The sequence below is a fragment of the Veillonella parvula genome, assembly GCF_032472435.1.
In the GTDB taxonomy this organism is placed as follows: domain Bacteria; phylum Bacillota; class Negativicutes; order Veillonellales; family Veillonellaceae; genus Veillonella; species Veillonella parvula_N.
This window is the reverse complement of sequence record NZ_JAWEGM010000006.1, coordinates 103,861-122,310: the sequence shown is the minus strand read 5'-3', so window position 1 is coordinate 122,310 and position 18,450 is coordinate 103,861. Positions and strand designations below refer to the sequence as shown.

At 41.4% G+C, this 18,450-nt stretch carries 35 protein-coding genes; all 35 read left to right on the top strand.

Features of this window, described 5'->3' with window-relative positions; genetic code table 11:
• Positions 1 to 160 (top strand): EF-Tu C-terminal domain-related protein (locus tag E7A03_RS08760; protein ID WP_462889696.1); only part of this gene is annotated, 160 nt, incomplete at its 5' end.
• Positions 161 to 340: 180 nt separating this feature from the next.
• A complete protein-coding gene (gene rpsJ / locus E7A03_RS08755; protein ID WP_004695100.1) occupies positions 341 to 652 on the top strand; it encodes a 30S ribosomal protein S10 in 312 nt (103 codons plus the stop codon).
• A 12-nt stretch (positions 653 to 664) separates the two neighbouring features.
• Positions 665 to 1,306 (top strand): 50S ribosomal protein L3, encoded by a 642-nt coding sequence (gene rplC, locus E7A03_RS08750; protein ID WP_004695102.1) that lies wholly within the window; start codon positions 665 to 667, stop codon positions 1,304 to 1,306.
• 26 nt (positions 1,307 to 1,332) lie between these two features.
• Positions 1,333 to 1,956 (top strand): 50S ribosomal protein L4, encoded by a 624-nt coding sequence (gene rplD / locus E7A03_RS08745; RefSeq protein WP_004695105.1) that lies wholly within the window; start codon positions 1,333 to 1,335, stop codon positions 1,954 to 1,956.
• Complete coding sequence (gene rplW, locus E7A03_RS08740; protein WP_004695108.1) at positions 1,956 to 2,240, top strand: 50S ribosomal protein L23; 285 nt, start codon at positions 1,956 to 1,958, stop codon at positions 2,238 to 2,240. Before rplD ends, rplW begins: the two co-directional genes overlap by 1 nt.
• Before the next feature lie 26 nt (positions 2,241 to 2,266).
• Positions 2,267 to 3,097 carry a 50S ribosomal protein L2 gene (gene rplB, locus E7A03_RS08735; protein ID WP_004695109.1) on the top strand — a complete coding sequence of 277 codons (831 nt, stop codon included), beginning with the start codon at positions 2,267 to 2,269 and terminating at the stop codon, positions 3,095 to 3,097.
• Positions 3,098 to 3,120: 23 nt separating this feature from the next.
• The gene (rpsS, locus tag E7A03_RS08730) at positions 3,121 to 3,402 is read left to right on the top strand and encodes a 30S ribosomal protein S19 (protein ID WP_004695110.1); all 282 of its coding nucleotides are present in this window, start codon (positions 3,121 to 3,123) and stop codon (positions 3,400 to 3,402) included.
• A gap of 13 nt (positions 3,403 to 3,415) precedes the next feature.
• Positions 3,416 to 3,751 (top strand): 50S ribosomal protein L22, encoded by a 336-nt coding sequence (gene rplV / locus E7A03_RS08725; RefSeq protein ID WP_004695112.1) that lies wholly within the window; start codon positions 3,416 to 3,418, stop codon positions 3,749 to 3,751.
• Positions 3,752 to 3,767: 16 nt separating this feature from the next.
• On the top strand, positions 3,768 to 4,436 hold the full coding sequence (rpsC, locus tag E7A03_RS08720; protein WP_004695113.1) for a 30S ribosomal protein S3: 669 nt from the start codon (positions 3,768 to 3,770) through the stop codon (positions 4,434 to 4,436).
• Positions 4,436 to 4,873 carry a 50S ribosomal protein L16 gene (rplP, locus tag E7A03_RS08715; RefSeq protein ID WP_004695114.1) on the top strand — a complete coding sequence of 146 codons (438 nt, stop codon included), beginning with the start codon at positions 4,436 to 4,438 and terminating at the stop codon, positions 4,871 to 4,873. Before rpsC ends, rplP begins: the two co-directional genes overlap by 1 nt.
• Positions 4,863 to 5,066 (top strand): 50S ribosomal protein L29, encoded by a 204-nt coding sequence (rpmC, locus tag E7A03_RS08710; RefSeq protein WP_004695115.1) that lies wholly within the window; start codon positions 4,863 to 4,865, stop codon positions 5,064 to 5,066. The genes rplP and rpmC overlap by 11 nt, the downstream gene beginning before the upstream one ends.
• Positions 5,067 to 5,105: 39 nt before the next feature.
• The gene (gene rpsQ, locus E7A03_RS08705; RefSeq protein ID WP_004695116.1) at positions 5,106 to 5,366 is read left to right on the top strand and encodes a 30S ribosomal protein S17; all 261 of its coding nucleotides are present in this window, start codon (positions 5,106 to 5,108) and stop codon (positions 5,364 to 5,366) included.
• Between the two features lie 24 nt (positions 5,367 to 5,390).
• On the top strand, positions 5,391 to 5,759 hold the full coding sequence (gene rplN / locus E7A03_RS08700) for a 50S ribosomal protein L14 (RefSeq protein WP_004695117.1): 369 nt from the start codon (positions 5,391 to 5,393) through the stop codon (positions 5,757 to 5,759).
• Positions 5,760 to 5,777: 18 nt separating this feature from the next.
• Positions 5,778 to 6,098 (top strand): 50S ribosomal protein L24, encoded by a 321-nt coding sequence (gene rplX, locus E7A03_RS08695; RefSeq protein ID WP_004695118.1) that lies wholly within the window; start codon positions 5,778 to 5,780, stop codon positions 6,096 to 6,098.
• Positions 6,099 to 6,121: 23 nt separating this feature from the next.
• Positions 6,122 to 6,661, top strand: a complete 540-nt coding sequence (rplE, locus tag E7A03_RS08690; RefSeq protein ID WP_004695119.1) for a 50S ribosomal protein L5 — start codon at positions 6,122 to 6,124, stop codon at positions 6,659 to 6,661.
• 16 nt (positions 6,662 to 6,677) lie between these two features.
• The gene (rpsN, locus tag E7A03_RS08685; RefSeq protein WP_004695122.1) at positions 6,678 to 6,947 is read left to right on the top strand and encodes a 30S ribosomal protein S14; all 270 of its coding nucleotides are present in this window, start codon (positions 6,678 to 6,680) and stop codon (positions 6,945 to 6,947) included.
• A 27-nt stretch (positions 6,948 to 6,974) separates the two neighbouring features.
• Complete coding sequence (rpsH, locus tag E7A03_RS08680; protein ID WP_004695128.1) at positions 6,975 to 7,361, top strand: 30S ribosomal protein S8; 387 nt, start codon at positions 6,975 to 6,977, stop codon at positions 7,359 to 7,361.
• A 24-nt stretch (positions 7,362 to 7,385) separates the two neighbouring features.
• The gene (gene rplF, locus E7A03_RS08675) at positions 7,386 to 7,931 is read left to right on the top strand and encodes a 50S ribosomal protein L6 (protein WP_004695131.1); all 546 of its coding nucleotides are present in this window, start codon (positions 7,386 to 7,388) and stop codon (positions 7,929 to 7,931) included.
• Positions 7,932 to 7,948: 17 nt separating this feature from the next.
• A complete protein-coding gene (rplR, locus tag E7A03_RS08670; RefSeq protein WP_005385510.1) occupies positions 7,949 to 8,329 on the top strand; it encodes a 50S ribosomal protein L18 in 381 nt (126 codons plus the stop codon).
• Positions 8,330 to 8,347: 18 nt separating this feature from the next.
• A complete protein-coding gene (gene rpsE / locus E7A03_RS08665) occupies positions 8,348 to 8,851 on the top strand; it encodes a 30S ribosomal protein S5 (protein ID WP_004695136.1) in 504 nt (167 codons plus the stop codon).
• 14 nt (positions 8,852 to 8,865) lie between these two features.
• Positions 8,866 to 9,045, top strand: a complete 180-nt coding sequence (gene rpmD / locus E7A03_RS08660) for a 50S ribosomal protein L30 (protein ID WP_004695138.1) — start codon at positions 8,866 to 8,868, stop codon at positions 9,043 to 9,045.
• 22 nt (positions 9,046 to 9,067) lie between these two features.
• Positions 9,068 to 9,514, top strand: a complete 447-nt coding sequence (rplO, locus tag E7A03_RS08655) for a 50S ribosomal protein L15 (RefSeq protein ID WP_004695141.1) — start codon at positions 9,068 to 9,070, stop codon at positions 9,512 to 9,514.
• Between the two features lies 1 nt (position 9,515).
• Positions 9,516 to 10,778 (top strand): preprotein translocase subunit SecY, encoded by a 1,263-nt coding sequence (gene secY / locus E7A03_RS08650; protein ID WP_012864761.1) that lies wholly within the window; start codon positions 9,516 to 9,518, stop codon positions 10,776 to 10,778.
• 12 nt (positions 10,779 to 10,790) lie between these two features.
• The gene (locus tag E7A03_RS08645) at positions 10,791 to 11,354 is read left to right on the top strand and encodes an adenylate kinase (RefSeq protein ID WP_004695145.1); all 564 of its coding nucleotides are present in this window, start codon (positions 10,791 to 10,793) and stop codon (positions 11,352 to 11,354) included.
• Positions 11,355 to 11,357: 3 nt separating this feature from the next.
• Positions 11,358 to 12,128, top strand: coding sequence for a type I methionyl aminopeptidase (gene map, locus E7A03_RS08640; RefSeq protein ID WP_156697250.1), 771 nt, complete (start codon positions 11,358 to 11,360; stop codon positions 12,126 to 12,128).
• Positions 12,129 to 12,150: 22 nt separating this feature from the next.
• Entirely contained in the window at positions 12,151 to 12,369 is a 219-nt protein-coding gene (gene infA / locus E7A03_RS08635; protein ID WP_004695147.1) for a translation initiation factor IF-1, read from the top strand.
• Between the two features lie 26 nt (positions 12,370 to 12,395).
• Positions 12,396 to 12,509, top strand: a complete 114-nt coding sequence (gene rpmJ, locus E7A03_RS08630; RefSeq protein WP_004695148.1) for a 50S ribosomal protein L36 — start codon at positions 12,396 to 12,398, stop codon at positions 12,507 to 12,509.
• 23 nt (positions 12,510 to 12,532) lie between these two features.
• The gene (rpsM, locus tag E7A03_RS08625) at positions 12,533 to 12,901 is read left to right on the top strand and encodes a 30S ribosomal protein S13 (protein ID WP_004695149.1); all 369 of its coding nucleotides are present in this window, start codon (positions 12,533 to 12,535) and stop codon (positions 12,899 to 12,901) included.
• A 19-nt stretch (positions 12,902 to 12,920) separates the two neighbouring features.
• Complete coding sequence (gene rpsK, locus E7A03_RS08620) at positions 12,921 to 13,310, top strand: 30S ribosomal protein S11 (RefSeq protein WP_004695151.1); 390 nt, start codon at positions 12,921 to 12,923, stop codon at positions 13,308 to 13,310.
• Between the two features lie 70 nt (positions 13,311 to 13,380).
• Positions 13,381 to 14,385 carry a DNA-directed RNA polymerase subunit alpha gene (locus tag E7A03_RS08615; RefSeq protein WP_004695153.1) on the top strand — a complete coding sequence of 335 codons (1,005 nt, stop codon included), beginning with the start codon at positions 13,381 to 13,383 and terminating at the stop codon, positions 14,383 to 14,385.
• Between the two features lie 12 nt (positions 14,386 to 14,397).
• Positions 14,398 to 14,733 (top strand): 50S ribosomal protein L17, encoded by a 336-nt coding sequence (gene rplQ, locus E7A03_RS08610; protein ID WP_004695155.1) that lies wholly within the window; start codon positions 14,398 to 14,400, stop codon positions 14,731 to 14,733.
• 284 nt (positions 14,734 to 15,017) lie between these two features.
• Complete coding sequence (locus E7A03_RS08605; protein ID WP_118091679.1) at positions 15,018 to 15,926, top strand: energy-coupling factor transporter ATPase; 909 nt, start codon at positions 15,018 to 15,020, stop codon at positions 15,924 to 15,926.
• Positions 15,926 to 16,786: an energy-coupling factor transporter ATPase gene (locus tag E7A03_RS08600; RefSeq protein WP_058948083.1), complete on the top strand. Its 861-nt coding sequence runs from the start codon at positions 15,926 to 15,928 to the stop codon at positions 16,784 to 16,786. Before E7A03_RS08605 ends, E7A03_RS08600 begins: the two co-directional genes overlap by 1 nt.
• The gene (locus E7A03_RS08595; RefSeq protein ID WP_227037360.1) at positions 16,776 to 17,579 is read left to right on the top strand and encodes an energy-coupling factor transporter transmembrane component T family protein; all 804 of its coding nucleotides are present in this window, start codon (positions 16,776 to 16,778) and stop codon (positions 17,577 to 17,579) included. The genes E7A03_RS08600 and E7A03_RS08595 overlap by 11 nt, the downstream gene beginning before the upstream one ends.
• Positions 17,576 to 18,361 (top strand): tRNA pseudouridine(38-40) synthase TruA, encoded by a 786-nt coding sequence (truA, locus tag E7A03_RS08590; protein ID WP_227037362.1) that lies wholly within the window; start codon positions 17,576 to 17,578, stop codon positions 18,359 to 18,361. Before E7A03_RS08595 ends, truA begins: the two co-directional genes overlap by 4 nt.
• Positions 18,362 to 18,450: the final 89 nt, after the last annotated feature.

Below are 18,450 nucleotides of genomic sequence, written 5' to 3'. Positions count from 1 at the left end.
AAACCTTCCTGAAGGTGTAGAAATGTGTATGCCTGGCGATAACGTAACAATGGAAATCGAATTGATTACTCCAATCGCTATCGAAGAAGGTCTTCGCTTTGCGATCCGCGAAGGTGGCCATACAGTAGGCGCTGGCGTAGTAACAGAAATCGAAGGTTAATTTAACCTTTTATGCTCATCGTAGAATGCGTTGAGCACAATACATGCAGCACTCAGAGCGGCAGATAATGCCGCTCTCGTGTTGTGTTTTTAAACTATGAAGTAGAAGGTTGCCTCTGCGGAGGAGAATTTCTATGGAGCAGCCCATTCACGAAATGGACGACAGGAGGAATTATTAATAATGGCTAAACAGCAAAAAATCCGTATTCGCCTTAAGGCATACGACCACAAAGCTCTCGATCAAAGCGCTGCTAAGATCGTAGACACTGCAAAAAGAAATGGCGCTATGGTATCTGGTCCGATTCCATTGCCAACAGAAAAGAATATCTTCACAATTCTTCGTTCTGTACACGTAAACAAAGATTCTCGTGAACAATTCGAAATGCGTACACATAAACGCTTAATCGATATTCTTGAACCAAATTCGAAAACAGTAGATGCTATCACTCGTTTAGATTTACCAGCTGGTGTATCTATTGAAATAAAACTATAAGGAGGTGCGATAATGTCTAAAGCTATTTTGGGTAAAAAATTAGGAATGACACAAGTCTTCACAGCTGAAGGCCAATTAGTTCCTGTAACAGTAGTGGAAACTACCCCAAGCGTTGTAGTGCGCGTAAAGACTGTAGAAACAGACGGCTATGAAGCAGTACAAATTGGTTACGGTTCCATTAAAGAAAAACATTTAACAAAACCTGTAAAAGGTCAGTTCGACAAAGCTGGCGTAGCTCCAGTGAAATATCTTCGCGAAGTTCGCGTAGCTAATGCAGCTGACTACACAGTAGGCCAAACTCTGGCAGCTGATATCTTCGCAGAAGGTGAATTGGTGGACGTAGTGGGTACAGGTAAAGGTAAGGGTTTTGCTGGCACAATTAAACGCCATAACTTCTCCCGTGGTCCTGAAACTCATGGCTCCAAATCTCACCGTGAACCTGGTTCCATCGGTCCTATGATCTCCGGTGGCGGCGGTAAGGTATACAAAGGTAAAAAACTCCCTGGACAAATGGGTGGTTACAGAGTTACCGTACAACGCTTATCCGTTGTGAAAGTTGATGCTGAACGTAACCTTTTATTGGTTAAAGGTGGTATCCCAGGCGCTAAAGGTAGCTTGGTTATGGTTCGCAACACGGTTAAACCTGTTAAATAATCATTTGTCGAAAGGAGGATTATGTAATGCCTACAGTAGCAACATATAATCAATCCGGCGTTAAAGTCGGTGAAATACAGTTAAACGATGCAGTATTCGGCGTTGAAGTTAACGAAGCCGTAATGCATCAAGCCGTAGTTCGTCAATTGTCTAACGAACGTCTCGGCACACATGCAACAAAAACTAGAGGTATGGTTCGTGGCGGTGGCCGTAAACCTTGGAAACAAAAAGGTACTGGCCGTGCTCGTGCAGGCTCTAGCCGCTCCCCAATCTGGATCGGTGGCGGTACTACATTTGGCCCACAACCTCGCAGCTATTACAAAGCTATGCCTCGTAAGGCTAGACGTTTAGCAGTTAAATCTGCTCTTAGCGATAAAGTGAATAATAGCGAATTATACGTTTTGGAAGAAATCACATTAGCAGCTCCTAAAACAAAAGAAGTGTTGAACATTATTAACAGCTTCAACGTTGGTGATGCAAAAGTATTGTTCATCACTGAAGGTGATGTAAATGTTGAACGTTCCGCTCGTAACATCCAAGGTGTTAAAGCTTTGGCTTGCGAAGGTATGAACATTTTCGATCTTCTTCATTACGATAAGCTCTTCATTACTAAAGGCGCTGTCGCAAAAATCGAGGAGGTGCTCGGATAATGCAATTACATGATGTACTAATCCGCCCGGTTATTACCGAAAAATCCACTATGCTTATGGAAGAAGGCAAATACACTTTCCGTGTGCCTTTGACTGCAAATAAAGTGCAAATCCGTCAAGCAGTTGAAAAAATCTTCAATGTAAAAGTAGAAAAAGTAGCTACTATTCGTGTTTTAGGTAAGACTAAACGCATGGGTCGTACACAAGGTAAACGTAGCGATTACAAAAAAGCTATCGTAACCTTAAAAGCTGGCGAATCCATTGAATTCTTTGAAGGTGTCTAAGAGTCTAGTTGTAAGGAGGCCCACTAATGGCAATTAAATCATTTAAACCGTACTCCGCTGGTCGCCGGTTTATGACAGTATCCGCCTTCGACGAAATCACAGCAAGCAAACCAGAAAAATCCTTGCTCGCTAAGATTTCTCAAAAAGGTGGTCGTAACAATACTGGTAAAATGACAGTTCGTCACCAAGGTGGCGGTCACAAACGTCAATACCGTATTATTGACTTCAAACGTACTAAAGATAATATTCCAGCTAAAGTAGCAACAATCGAGTATGATCCTAACCGTTCTTCTCGTATCGCTTTGCTTAACTACGCTGATGGTGAAAAACGCTACATTTTAGCTCCTAACGGTCTAAAAGTTGGTGACGTTGTATTCTCCGGTCCTGAGTCCGATATTAAACCTGGTAACTGCTTACCATTGGCTAATATTCCAGACGGTACACAAATCCACAATATCGAATTGAAAATCGGTAAAGGTGGTCAAATCGTTCGTTCCGCTGGTACATCTGCTCAATTGATGGGTAAAGATAATGGCTACGCTATTCTTCGTTTACCATCTGGTGAAATGCGTCGTGTTCGTCAAGAGTGCCGTGCAACAATTGGTGTTGTTGGTAACGCTGACCACAGCAACCTTGTAATTGGTAAAGCTGGTCGTCATCGTTGGATGGGTGTTCGCCCTGGCAACCGTGGTGTTGTAATGAACCCTTGTGACCATCCACATGGTGGTGGTGAAGGTAAATCTCCTGTTGGTCGTAAACATCCTGTTACACCTTGGGGCAAACCAGCACATGGTGTTAAAACTCGCGACAAGAAAAAAGCTTCTAACAGCTTAATTATTAAACGTCGTACAAAATAGGATAAAGGAAAGGAGATAAAATAGTGTCCAGATCTATTAAAAAAGGCCCTTTCGTAGCAGATCATTTGCTTAAGAAAGTTGAAGCTTTAAACGAAACTAACGAAAAGAAAGTTGTAAAAACCTGGTCCCGTGCCTCTACTATTATCCCAAGTTTTGTAGGCCACACAATTGCTGTGCATGATGGTCGCAAACATGTACCTGTATTCATTACAGAAGATATGGTAGGTCATAAATTAGGTGAGTTCGCTCCTACACGTACTTATAGAGGTCATGGTAAGGACGAAAAATCTACAGGCAAAAAATAGGAGGAAATAATACATGGAAGCAAAAGCAATCGCTAGACATATCCGAATCGCGCCTCGTAAAATCCGTATCGTTGCAGATTTAGTGCGCGGTAAAAACATCGGCGAAGCATTTGCCATCTTGAAGTTCACTCCGAAAGTTGGCGCTGATGTAGTAGAAAAAGTTATGCGTTCTGCAATCGCAAACGCTGAACATAATTTCGATATGAATGTTGACAATCTTTACGTATCCGAGATCTTCGTTGATCAAGGCCCTACATTAAAACGCATTCATCCTCGTTCCCGTGGTCAAGCTTTCAAAATTTTGAAACGTACTAGCCACGTAACAGTAGTAGTTAAAGAAAGAGCTTAAGAAGGAGGGAAACAGAGTGGGTCAAAAAGTTAATCCACACGGTTTGCGTGTCGGTATCGTAAAAGATTGGGACGCAAAATGGTATGCAGATAAAGATTTCGCTGCTAATCTTCATGAAGACGTAAAAATTCGTAACTTCTTGAAAGAAACCCTTTTCATTGCTGGTATTTCCCGCATTGAAATCGAGCGTACAAATAAACGTATTAAATTGACTATCCACACTGCGAAACCAGGTATGGTTATCGGTCGTGGTGGTGCTGGTATCGAAGATATCAAAAAAGCAATGACTCGTTTTACTGATAAACAAGTGGACGTTAACATTGCAGAAATTAAACAAGCAGATATGGATGCAACATTAGTTGCTGAAAACATTGCGGGCCAATTGGAACGTCGTATCGGCTTCCGCCGTGCAATGAAACAAGCTGTAGGTCGTACAATGCGCTTAGGTGCAAAAGGTATTAAAATCATGGTAAGCGGTCGTCTTGGCGGCGCTGAAATCGCTCGTAGCGAATCCTATCGTGAAGGTTCTATTCCTTTGCATACACTTCGTGCAGACATCGACTACGGTACTGCTGAAGCTCATACAACATATGGTTGTATCGGCATTAAAGTATGGATTTACAAAGGTGAAGTTTTGCCAGAAGCAAAACAAGCACCTGCTAAGAAGGAAGAAGGTGGCAAGTAATGCTTATTCCAAAGCGCGTAAAACATCGTAAGCAATTCCGCGGCCGTATGAAAGGTCGTGCTATGCGCGGTAATACAGTGTCTCATGGTGAGTTCGGCTTGGTAGCATGCGAACCATCTTGGATCACTAACCGTCAAATCGAAGCTGCCCGTATTGCTATGACTCGTTATATCAAACGTGGTGGTAAAGTATGGATTAAAATTTTCCCTGACAAACCAATCACAGCTAAACCAGCTGGTACTCGTATGGGTTCCGGTAAAGGTTCTCCTGAATACTGGGTAGCAGTGGTTAAACCAGGTCGTGTAATGTTTGAAATGGACGGTGTGCCAGAAGCTACAGCTCGTGAAGCTATGCGTCTTGCAAGCCATAAACTTCCAATCAAATGCAAATTTGTTGTTAAGGGTAAAGAATTGGGTGGTGACGTAAATGAAGGTTAATGACATTCGCAATATGAGCGCTGCCGAAATGGAACAAAAAGTTTCCGGTCTTAAGGAAGAGTTATTTAACCTCCGTTTTCAGCTTGCAACAGGTCAATTAGAAAATCCTATGCGCATTCGTGAAGTTAAGAAGACAATCGCTCGTATTAAAACTGTACAACGTGAAGTTGAACTTAAATCTGAAAACGCATAATAACAGATTTGTTAAAGTTTGAAAAGGAGGCTTAAAATCGTGGCAGAAGAAAGAAACGTACGTAAAGTCCGCGTAGGTAAAGTTGTTAGCGACAAAATGGACAAAACTGTTGTTGTTGCTGTTGAACGTAAAGTACCTCACGCATTATATAACAAGCCAATGGTTAGCACAAAACGCTTCAAAGCTCATGATGAAAATAATGAGTGTCAAATTGGCGATACAGTTAAAATTGTAGAAACTCGTCCACTTTCTAAAGATAAATGTTGGAGAGTTGTTGAAATTCTTGAAAGACAAAAATAAGAGTGATGTAAGGAGGAATAGACGATGATCCAGCAACAAACAATTTTGAATGTTGCCGACAACACTGGTGCTAAACGTATTATGTGCATCCAAGTCATGGGCGGTTCTTATCGCAAATTCGGCAATATCGGTGACGTAATCGTTGCTTCTGTAAAAGATGCATCACCCGGTGGCGTTGTCAAGAAAGGCGACGTAGTTAAAGCTGTTATTGTTCGTTCTAAAAAAGGTATCCGCCGTCAAGACGGTTCCTATATTCGTTTCGATGAAAACGCAGCAGTAGTTATTAAAGATGACAAGACCCCTCGTGGTACTCGTATCTTTGGACCTGTAGCTAGAGAACTTCGTGAAAAAGACTTCATGAAAATCGTTTCTTTGGCTCCAGAAGTATTATAAGAAGGAGGAACGCAGCATATGGCTAAGCTACAAATCAAAAAAGGCGATACAGTTGTTGTTATCTCCGGTAAAGATAAAGGTAAGCAAGGTACAGTTATCGCAACTGAACCTAAAAAAGAACGCGTATTTGTTGAAGGCGTTAACACTGTAAAACGTCACACAAAACCTTCCCAAGCTAACCCACAAGGCGGCATCGTTACTAAAGAAGCTGGCATTCATGTTTCTAACGTAATGGTTGTCGACCCAGAAACTAAAACAGCTACTCGTATCAAAAAGGTAGAAGGCAAGGACGGTAAATTCGTTCGCGCTACTGTTAAATCCGGTACAGTACTTAAATAATCAGGAAAGGAGGAGCTACATAAATGTCTCGTTTGTTTGAACAATACAACTCTGAAATCAAAAAGAGTATGCAAGAAAAATTCCAATACGGCAATGTAATGGAAATTCCTAAATTGGAAAAAATCGTTATCAACATCGGCGTAGGTGATGCAGTAGGCAATGCAAAAGCATTGGAAGCAGCAGTTAATGACTTGACTATTATTGCTGGTCAAAAACCTGTTATCACAAAAGCTAAAAAATCCATTGCGAACTTCAAAGTTCGTGAAGGCATGGCGTTGGGTACAAAAGTTACTCTTCGTGGCGAACGCATGTATGAATTCCTTGATAGATTGATCAATGCGGCATTACCTCGTGTACGTGACTTCCGCGGTATCAGCGCTACTGCATTCGATGGCCGTGGTAACTACGCTTTGGGTCTTAAAGAACAGCTCATCTTCCCTGAAATCGAATATGATCAGGTAGAACGTGTTACTGGTATGGATATCATTATCGTAACAAGTGCTAAGACAGATGAAGAAGCTCGTGAATTGTTGACTCAATTCGGTATGCCTTTTGAAAAATAATAGGAGGAACATATAGATGGCTAAAAAATCTATGATTGAACGCGAAAAGAAACGCGCTAAAATCGTTGAAAAATATGCAGCTAAACGTGAAGCGTTAAAAGCAGCAGGTGATTATGAAGGCTTATCCAAATTACCAGCAAATGCATCCCCAACACGCTTGCACAACCGTTGCAACTTAACTGGTCGTCCTCACGGCTATATGCGTAAATTCGGTATCAGCCGTATTGCGTTCCGTGAATTGGCGTACAAAGGACAAATTCCTGGTGTTAAAAAAGCCAGCTGGTAATATTAGACGAGAGGAGGTTTTTAGATTATGGTAATGACCGATCCTATCGCGGATATGCTTACGCGCATCCGTAATGCAAACGCTGCACTTCATGAAACGGTAAACATTCCTGCATCTAGAATGAAAGCAGCCGTTCTTGACATCCTTTTACAAGAAGGCTTTGTAAAGAACGTTGAAAAAGAAGAAAACACTTTAAAAGTAACTTTGAAATATGGTTCCAATAACGAGAAAGTTATTACAGGAATTAAACGTATTTCCAAACCAGGTTTACGTGTTTACGCGAAAAAGGAAGAACTTCCTCGTGTACTTGGTGGTTTGGGTATCGCAGTTATTTCTACGTCCAAAGGCGTTATGAGCGACAAACAAGCTCGTAAAGAAGGTCTTGGTGGCGAAGTAATCGCATACGTTTGGTAATAGTAGCAATAGGAGGTAGAAATAATGTCACGTATCGGTAGAATGCCTATCGAGATCCCTGCAGGCGTTACTGTTACATATGATAACCATCATATGAACGTAAAAGGCCCTAAAGGTGAATTATCTCGCGATTTGCATCCAGATATGAATATCACTGTAGAAGGTAACACAATCACAGTAACTCGTCCTTCCGACGATAAAAATCATCGTTCCCTTCACGGTTTGACTCGCGCTCTTGTTGCTAATATGGTAACAGGCGTATCTGAAGGATTTACAAAAACTCTTGAAATCAACGGTGTTGGTTACAGAGCGGCTAAACAAGGCAATAAATTAGCTCTTACACTTGGCTTCTCTCATCCAGTAGAAATGGAAGCTCCAGCTGGTATTACAATCGACGTTCCAGCTCCTAACAAAATCGTTGTGTCTGGTGCAGACAAAGAAGTTGTAGGTGCAGTAGCAGCTGATATCCGTAAATGGAGAAAACCTGAACCTTACAAAGGTAAAGGTATCCGCTATGAAGGCGAAGTTGTTCGTCGCAAAGCTGGTAAAGCTGGTGCAAAAGGTAAATAGTAATATCATCTATATGAATGAAAGGAGTGAATATCTTGCCTCGTAAATCTAGTAGAAATATCGCTCGAGCAAAACGTCATCTTCGTATTCGCCGTCACATCTCTGGTACGGCAACTTGCCCACGTTTGAACGTTTACCGTTCTTTGAGCAACATTTACGCACAAGTAATCGATGACGTAGCAGGTACAACTTTGGTTGCTGCTAGCTCTTTAGATAAAGATTTGAACTTATCCTATGGTGGTAACGTAGCTGCTGCTAAAGCTGTTGGTGAAGCAGTTGCTAAAAAAGCTATCGCTAAAGGCATTGACACTGTAGTGTTTGACCGTGGTGGTTACATTTACCACGGCCGCGTAGCAGCCCTTGCAGAAGGTGCTCGTGAAGCAGGCTTAAAATTCTAAGAAGGAGGAACTATAGACATGGCGAGAATTGACTACACCAGTCTTGATCTTAAAGAAAGAGTAGTATTCATCAACCGCGTAGCCAAAGTAGTTAAAGGTGGTCGTCGTTTTTCCTTCAGCGCTCTTGTAGTTGTTGGTGATGGCAACGGTTATGTAGGCGTTGGCTTAGGTAAAGCAGCGGAAGTACCAGAAGCAATTCGCAAAGGTATCGATGATGCTAAGAAAAATATTGTAAACGTAGCTATTAAAAATGGTACAATCCCTCACAGCGTAACAGGCGTATTCGGTGCAGGCCGCGTATTCTTGAAACCAGCTGCTGAAGGTACTGGCGTTATCGCTGGTGGCCCTGTTCGTGCCGTATTGGAATTAGTAGGTGTTCGTAACATCTTGACTAAATCTTTGGGTTCTTCTAACCCTAACAATATGGTTCGCGCTACAATCGAAGGTTTGAAAGATTTGAAACGCGCTAGCGAAGTTGCTGAGCTTCGTGGTAAAACCGTTGAAGAAATCTATAACGCGTAATAAGGAGACAAGAAATGGCACAAGTTAAAGTAACATTAACAAGAAGCTTAATCGGTCGTCCTGAAGATCAACGCGCGACAGTTAAAGCTTTGGGCTTGAAAAAAACTAATTCTCAAGTCGTAAAAGAAGTAACACCTCAAATCGAAGGTATGCTTCATAAAGTTAGACATTTAGTAAAAGTTGAAGAAGTTTAATACTGATAAGGAGGTGCACTGAATGAAACTTCATGAATTACAACCAGCAGCTGGTTCTAAAAAAACTCGTACTCGTGTAGGCCGTGGTTTAGGTTCTGGCTTGGGTAAAACATCTGGTCGTGGTCAAAAAGGTCAAAACTCCCGTTCTGGCGGTGGCGTTCGCTCCGGTTTTGAAGGCGGCCAAATGCCTCTTTATCGTCGTTTACCAAAACGCGGTTTCAACAACAGCGTTTTTGCTAAACAATATGCTGAAGTTAACGTAGCACAATTAAATCGCTTTGAAGATGGTGCAACAGTTGATCCAGTAGCTCTTATTGAAGCTGGCATTTTGAAAAATGTACGCGATGGTATTCGTATTTTAGGTAACGGTACATTGGAAACTAAAAACTTGACTGTTATCGCTAATGGCTTCACTAAAGCTGCTGAAGAAAAAATCACAGCAGCAGGCGGAAAAGTTGAGGTGATCTAGGGTGCTAGATAGCCTCTCGAACATCTTTAAGATTACTGAGTTACGTAACAAGATCTTGTACACATTGATGATGTTTGCTGTGTTTAGAGCCGGCATTCACATCCCAGTACCAGGTGTAGATGCATCTGTTATCGAATCCTTGTTTACATCCGGTAACCTATTTGGTCTATTAGACTTGTTTGCTGGTGGTGCGCTAAGTAAGTTCTCTATCTTTGCGATGAGTATTACCCCTTACATTAATGCTTCCATCATCATGCAACTGCTTCAGTCTGTAGTTCCTCAGTTTGAAGCATGGAGTAAAGATGGTGAAGACGGGCGTAAGAAAATAGCGAAGGTAACTCGTTATGGCACCGTAGTCCTTGGCTTTGTACAAGCCGCTGGTATGGCATTTGCTCTTAGAGCAAACAACGCTTTGGTAAATAATGATTTCCTTAGCGTATTCGTTGTGGCCATCATCCTCACAGCAGGCACATGTTTGTTGATGTGGATTGGTGAGCAAATCACAGCATATGGTATAGGTAATGGTATTTCCTTGATCATCTTTGCTGGTATCGTAGCTCGATTGCCAGATGGTCTCGAAACTATTTATCAATATATCCAAAACGGAACCATTAACATGTTCCAAGCATTCTTATTTGCTGTAATTGCACTTGCGATGATCGCTGTCGTAGTGGCAGTTACACAAGGCCAACGTCGCATTCCTATCCAATACGCAAAACGCGTAGTAGGGCGTAAAATGTACGGTGGTCACTCTACATTCTTGCCGTTGAAAGTCAATCAGGCAGGTGTAATCCCAATTATCTTTGCGTCATCTGTGTTGATGTTCCCTGTAACAATTGCACAATTTATTGACAATGAATTTGTTCATAAAGTTGCTGATTTATTTACATGGGGGACGCCGTTACAAACGGCATTGTATGCGATATTGATCTTTATCTTTACGTATTTCTATACTGCAATCTCTATCAACATTACAGATATGGCAGATAATATGAAAAAATACGGTGGTTTTATCCCAGGTATTCGTGCGGGTAAACCAACTGCTGATTATGTGGATAACGTGATGACCAAGATCACTTTGGCTGGCGCTGTATTCTTAGCTGTCGTTGCTATTATACCGAATTTCCTCGGTAGTATAACCGGCGTCCAAGGCGTATACTTTGGTGGTACGGCTCTTCTTATCGTTGTAGGTGTAGCACTTGATACAATGCAACAAATTGAGTCGCTCATGGTAACACGCCACTATAAAGGCTTTGTGAAATAGGAGGGAAACGATATGTATATTTTATTAATGGGACCTCCTGGTGCTGGTAAAGGCACTCAGGCAGCTCGACTTATTGAAAAATACGGTATTCCCCAAATTTCAACAGGTGATATGTTCCGCGCTGCGATTAAGAACGAAACACCTCTTGGAGTTGAGGCTAAGAAATACATCGATGCTGGTCAATTGGTACCAGACAGTGTAACTGTTGGTATCGTACGTGATCGCTTGGTGAAAGATGACTGCAAATCTGGATTTATTCTTGATGGATTTCCAAGAACTACAGCGCAAGCTGTATCCTTGGATGCAATCCTTAAAGAATTAGGAATTTCTTTGGACGCTGTACTTAATTTAAACGTTCCTTCCGAGGAATTGGTTAAACGTATTAGCGAACGAGCTGTTCTAGAAAATCGTGCTGATGATAACCCTGAAACAGTACAGAAACGTCTAGCTGTGTACGAAGAATCTACTAAACCATTAATTGATTACTATCGCAATAGCGGATTATATCAAGAAATTAATGGTTTACAAGATGTAGACGCAGTATTTGCTGACATCATTAAGGCGTTGGAGAAATAATCTATGATTATTTTGAAATCGCCCCATGAGATTGAATGTATCCGCAAGGCAAGTAAGCTTACAGCAGACACGTTGTCCTTGTTAGTAAAAAAGGCTAAACCTGGCATCACGACGCTTGAGTTAGATACAATTGCCGAAGAATATATTCGCAGCCACGGTGGTATACCAAGTTGTAAAGGGTACTATGGATTCCCCGCTACAATCTGTGCTTCTATTAACGAAGAAGTCGTTCATGGTATTCCGAGCGCTAAGCGTAAGCTTAAAAACGGCGATGTCCTCAGTATTGATCTCGTATCATCTATTGATGGATATCACGGCGATTCGGCTGTGACGATTCCTATCGGTCACGTCAAACCCGATGTGATGAAATTGTTAAAAGTTACAGAGGAAAGTCTGTTCAAGGGAATTGAACAAGTGAAAGTCGGTAACCGTATTGGTGCTATCGGTCACGCTGTTCAAACGTATTGTGAGAAACATGGTTACGGTGTCGTACGCGACTTCGTAGGTCATGGTTTAGGCCGCGAAATGCATGAAGATCCGCAAATACCAAACTATGGTAGTCTTGATCAAGGACCTCTTATGAAACCAGGTATGGTATTGTGTATTGAACCGATGATTACATTAGGTACTCACCGTGTTCGTGTATTAGGGGATGACTGGACAGCAGTTACAGTAGATGGTAAACCTGCTGCTCATTTCGAACATACAGTGGTTGTTACAGAAAACGGCCCTGAAATATTAACTATGCGGGAAGAACCGCGGTTAATTAAATAAACAGGTAACCGGAGGAAAAGATATGTCAAAAGAAGACGTTATTGAGGTGGAAGGTACGGTCGTTGAGGCATTACCGAATGCCATGTTCCAAGTTGAATTGGAAAATGGTCATATCGTATTGGCTCATGTGTCAGGTAAAATGCGTATGAATTTTATCCGTATTCTTCCTGGTGATAAAGTTACTATGGAACTGACACCGTATGACTTAAATCGTGGTCGCATCACCTATCGCTTTAAATAAGCATAGGGTCCACAAAGGAGGTACTAATGAAGGTTCAACCATCAGTTAAAAAGATATGCGAAAAATGTAAAATCATTAAACGCAAAGGCCGTGTAATGGTTATTTGCGAAAATCCAAAACATAAACAAAAACAAGGATAATCTGATAGGAGGTGGATGATTAGATGGCACGTATCGCCGGTGTAGATTTACCTCGTGATAAACGAGTGGAAATTGGTTTAACTTATATTTATGGTATTGGTCCGACTTTAGCATCTGAAATTATTGCTAAAACTGGTATCAATCCTGACACACGCGTTCGCGATCTTTCTGAAGATGAAGTAGCGAAAATCCGTGAATTGTTAGATGCTGATTACAAAGTAGAAGGTGACCTTCGTCGTGAAGAAGCTCTTAACATTAAACGCTTAATTGAAATCAACTCCTATCGAGGCAAACGTCATCGTATGGGTTTACCACTTCGTGGTCAACGTACTAAAACGAATGCACGTACTCGCAAAGGTCCTAGAAAAGCAATTGCTGGTAAAAAGAAATAAGATAAAGGAGGGATAAAGCGTGGCTAAAAAAGTTGTTAGAACTAAAAGAAAAGAAAAGAAACATATTGAATCCGGTGCGGCTCATATTCGTTCTACATTCAATAACACTATCGTAACTTTGACAGATACAAACGGTAATGCGTTGTCTTGGGCTTCCGCTGGTGGCTTGGGCTTCCGTGGTTCTCGTAAATCCACTCCATTTGCTGCTCAAATGGCTGCTGAACAAGCTGCTAAAGCTGCAATGGAACATGGTCTTCGCACTGTTGAAGTATTCGTAAAAGGTCCTGGATCCGGCCGTGAAGCTGCAATCCGTGCTTTACAAGCTGCAGGTCTTGAAGTTACTTCCATTAAAGACGTAACTCCAATTCCTCACAATGGTTGTCGCCCTCCAAAACGCCGTCGTGTATAATTTATAGCGACCGATATGATACGGTGCTATAATTAACTATGAACGTGTGTTATATAGGAGGATGTTCCTGATGAGCGAAGAAAAGAAACTTAAAATCGAGAAAGTGGACATCGCCGATGGCGGTCGTTATGGTAAGTTCGTATGTGAACCATTAGATCGTGGTTATGGGATCACTCTCGGTAATAGCTTACGCAGAATTTTGCTTTCATCCTTGGATGGGGCAGCTATAACCTCTATCAAAATTGATGGAGTTCTTCATGAATTCTCTACTATTCCTGGTATTCGCGAAGACGTTACGGATATCATCCTTAACTTAAAGCAATTGTGCATCAAAGTTGAAGAAGAAGCACAATTACCTTTGGAAGTTCATTTCGACTTCCAAAAGGATGGAATATTGACAGCTGCTGATTTGGCTGAACAATTCCCACCAGAGGTAGAAGTATTGAATCCTGAACTCGTGATTGCGACAATGGATGAGACAGCTCATCTCGTAATGGACGTAGTAATCGAACGAGGTAAAGGCTATGTTCCTTCAACGAAGAATAAAAAAGATACTGATGTTATTGGTTGTATTCCAATCGATTCCATCTTCTCTCCAATTCTTCGTGCTAAATACGAAGTGAGTGATGTTCGTGTAGGCAATGAAATGGACTTCGACAAACTTACATTAGAAGTTTGGACTGATGGCTCCATTACTGCTGCTGATGCAGTGGCAAAATCTGCTGCCATTATGATTGGTTATTTAGGGAACTTCACTAAATTAGCGCATTCTGCAGATGTTGTAGATGTAAACACTGGTGAAGGCGGTATCGTTATAGATCCAGTAGGTTCCGATAATGAAGAACCAGCTGTAGATGACGGCCCAGCAAAGATTTCCATCGACGAGTTGGAACTCTCTGTTCGTGCGTATAACTGCTTGAAACGTGCTGGCATTAATACAATTGCAGACTTGCTAGACAAAACCATTGATGACTTAGGAAAAGTTCGCAACTTAGGTAAAAAATCTATCGATGAAATTGAGGAAAAACTCAATAATCATCCAGGTGGTTTTCAACTTAAACAAAAAGGCGAATAAGGAGGAAGACGAATGTACAGAAAATTAGGCCGCGACAGCTCCGCTCGTAAAGCGTTGTTCCGTAGCATGTTAACATCTTTCTTCCAATATGAGCGTATTGAAACGACTGAAGCTAAAGCGAAAGAACTTCGTTCTTTAGCTGATCAAATGGTAACTTTGGCTAAACGTGGTGATCTTCATGCACGTCGCCAAGTTCTTGCATACCTCATGGATGAAAGTGTAGTAAAAAAATTGTTTGATACAATTGCTCCAAAATATGCAGACCGCCAAGGTGGTTACACTCGTGTAATCAAAACTGGTCTTCGCAAAGGTGACGCTGCACCTTTGGCTATTATCGAGTTAGTTTAATCAAACTCATACGGTGTTGTAACTTATGTTGCAGCACCGTTTTTTTATTGTCAATTTTATGGTACAATCGACTAGTATAATATCGTAATATGTTAGCAGTTATCGTAAAGGATGAATATGTATTGTCAACCTTTTGCATAATATCTAAGAGATTATTAAATTCAAGTTCTATTAAATAGGATAAATTGAAACATGGGGATTATGCACCACATGAGTATGATAGATGATGCAAATGGTTCTACTTTCATAGAAACGAAATTGACTAGAAAGATATGAGGTTATCCATGAATGAACAAGACATTATGATTGAGGTCAATCATATGAGTCATATTTATACTGATGAAAACGGCAATGATGTACGTGCCTTGGATGATGTGAATCTATCCATTAAGCGTGGTGAATTTGTTTGTATCATTGGAACTAATGGCAGTGGTAAAAGTACGCTTGCCAAGCATTTTAATGTGTTATTACAACCTAGTGAAGGTCATATCAATGTATGTGGCTTTGATACGCGGGATGAAGCGCATATTTGGAATATTCGCCAACATGTAGGAATGGTATTCCAAAATCCTGATAACCAAATCGTAGCGGCCGTTGTAGAGGAGGACGTTGCCTTTGGTCCAGAAAACTTAGGTATTCCTAGTGCAGAAATTAGACAACGTGTTGATGCAGCGTTAGCTGCTGTTAATATGACTGAATATAGAGAACATGGTCCCCATTTATTATCGGGCGGACAAAAACAACGTATTGCTATCGCAGGTGTATTAGCGATGAAGCCTGATTGTATCGTTCTTGATGAACCAACAGCGATGCTCGATCCAAAAGGTCGCCGCGAAGTGCTTGAAACGGTTCACAAGCTCAATAAGGAAGAGGGCATTACGATTGTATATATTACGCACTTCATGGAGGAAGCTGTTACGGCAGACCGAGTTGTGGTGATGAAAAATGGTGTGAAATTACATGATGGTACGCCTCGTGAAATTTTTAGCCATGTAGATACTTTAAAAGGGCTGGGCCTCGATGTACCGGTAGCCTCTGAGATTGCTTTCAAATTGAATGCTAAAGGTTATGAAGTGGGTAAGAGTATCATTAATAATGAAGAGTTAGCAAAGGGCCTTAAAGGCTCAAAGTTAGGCAAGCAATTATCCGCTATACACTCAACAGATGCTCCAAGAGGGGAGGCAACCCACTAATGGCAATTGTATTAGATAATATTACATATACCTACGGCGTGGGCACCCCTTTTGAAAAGACTGCACTTCGTGGTGTATCTCTTACCATTGAAAATGGGGAGTTTCTAGGTGTTATCGGTCATACTGGTTCCGGTAAATCTACCTTTGTACAACATCTAAATGGGTTATTACATCCTACAACTGGTACAGTTACGGTCAATGGTGTAGATATTAGCGCCTCCACAGAGGAAGCAAAAAAAATGCGTCATAAGGTGGGAATGGTATTCCAGTATCCAGAGCATCAATTGTTTGAAGAAACCATCGCGCAAGATATCGCCTTTGGTCCTAAAAATTTAGGTCTTAGTGCTGATGATGTAGATGAGCGTGTGCGAGATGCGATGAAGTTCGTAGGGCTCGATTACGACACGTATGCAGAACGTTCTCCATTCCATTTATCTGGTGGTCAAATGCGTCGCGTGGCTATTGCTGGCGTAGTGGCTATGGACCCAGATTTTCTCGTGCTCGATGAACCATCTGCTGGTCTTGATCCATTTGGACGGGAAGAAATCTTTGAAGAAATCATTCGACTACATAAAGAAAAGGGAATAACTGTAATTCTTGTATCTCACAATATGGAAGATATTTCTCGCATGGCCTCTCGTCTTGTAGTACTCGATAAAGGGCGTATCGTTCTCGATGGTGAACCGATGGACATCTTTAATAATCATCGTGATGAATTACAGGCTGTCGGTGTAGATGTACCGCCAGTGTCCGTTACTATGGAATATTTGCGTGAACAAGGCCTTGATGTGTCTAATCGCGTACTGTCTGTAGATGATGCGGTACAAGCAATTCTAGAGGGAGGTAGCCATGTTAAATAACATTACTATTGGTCAATACTTCCCAGGGAATTCCTTCTTGCATCGCATGGATCCGCGAGCAAAGATTATTGCTACTACCATCTTCGTAGTGGCTATCTTCTTGGCAAATTCTCCACTAGCCTATGGCATAGTAGGTGGTTTCACCATCTTTGCAATGCTATTATCGCGTTTGCCATTACGCCTGATGTGGTCTGCTATTAAACCGCTTTGGATTATCATCGTATTTACCATGGGTATTCATATTTTTACGACGCCTGGTAATCCAATTTTCCAATGGGGAATTATTAATATTACGGATCATGGGCTGGCAATGGGCCTTCAAATGGCGGCACGATTAATCTTCTTAATCTTGTTTTCTTCTTTGTTGACCTATACCACATCACCAATTCGCTTAACTGATGGCATCGAGCACTTGCTCAATCCGTTCCGTCGCATAGGTGTTCCTGCTCATGAGCTCGCCATGATGATGACTATTGCGCTGCGTTTCATCCCTACCTTATTGGATGAGACAGATCGTATTATGAAAGCACAATCTGCTCGTGGTGCAGACTTTGTGACAGGCTCTATTATTCAACGAGCGAAAAACATGGTGCCACTTTTAGTGCCATTATTTATCAGTGCGTTTCGACGGGCCGATGAATTAGCTATCGCTATGGAAGCGCGTTGCTATAGAGGTGGTGTCAACCGTACGCGTATGAAGGAATTACAAGTTACTTATGTCGATTATATTGGTGTTGGCGCTGTTGTTTTGGTAACTATTGTACTTGTCGCATTGTGGTGGTTAGATCTATGAGAAATATACGGATCATAGTGGCTTATGATGGTACAGATTTAGCAGGTTATCAAAAGCAACCTAATGATAAGGGGTTAACGGTACAAGGTTGTTTGGAATATGGTTTATCACGTATTTGTAATGAACCCATTCAAATTTATGGTGCCTCTCGTACTGATGCGGGGGTGCATGCTAAATTTCAAGTTTGTACATTTCAAACGTCGGGCACTATACCAGTAGAAAATATTCCTCGTGCTATGATAGCTCATATTCCTAAGGATATAGTCGTTCTAGAAGCGGTAGAAATTCCGCTAGATTGGAAGCCACGGTGGAATATATACGGTAAAGAGTATGTATATACGATTCATAATCAGCTCATTGCAGATCCTTTGACGAAGCGGTATCATTGGCATGTGAAAAAGCCCTTAGATATTGATCGGATGCAGGCTGCAGGTAATGAACTATTAGGTACGCATGACTTTACAACCTTAAAGGGAACGAACTCAACTCCTGCGGATCCTGTAAAGACAATCATGGGAATTCGTGTTGAGTCCCGAGGTTCACAGGTGACGATTTCTGTGATCGGTGATGGCTTTTTATATCATATGGTCCGTAATATTGCAGGCTTACTTGTAGATATAGGTCTTGGTCGTCGCAAGGTTGAGGATATTAAAGGATATTTAGCCGCTAAAGACCGGCGTGCTATAGGGAAAACTGCACCTGCTCAAGGCTTATGTTTAGAAGAAATATTCTTCACTGAGGAGCGACAACAAGAGGTGTTACGAAATAAATATTTTAGATGATTCGAGAATAAATATTCTATATAATTTTATATAGACTCTTTTTTTGCCGTCTGAATATAAAACGATAAGCATAAATACTAAAAGGATAC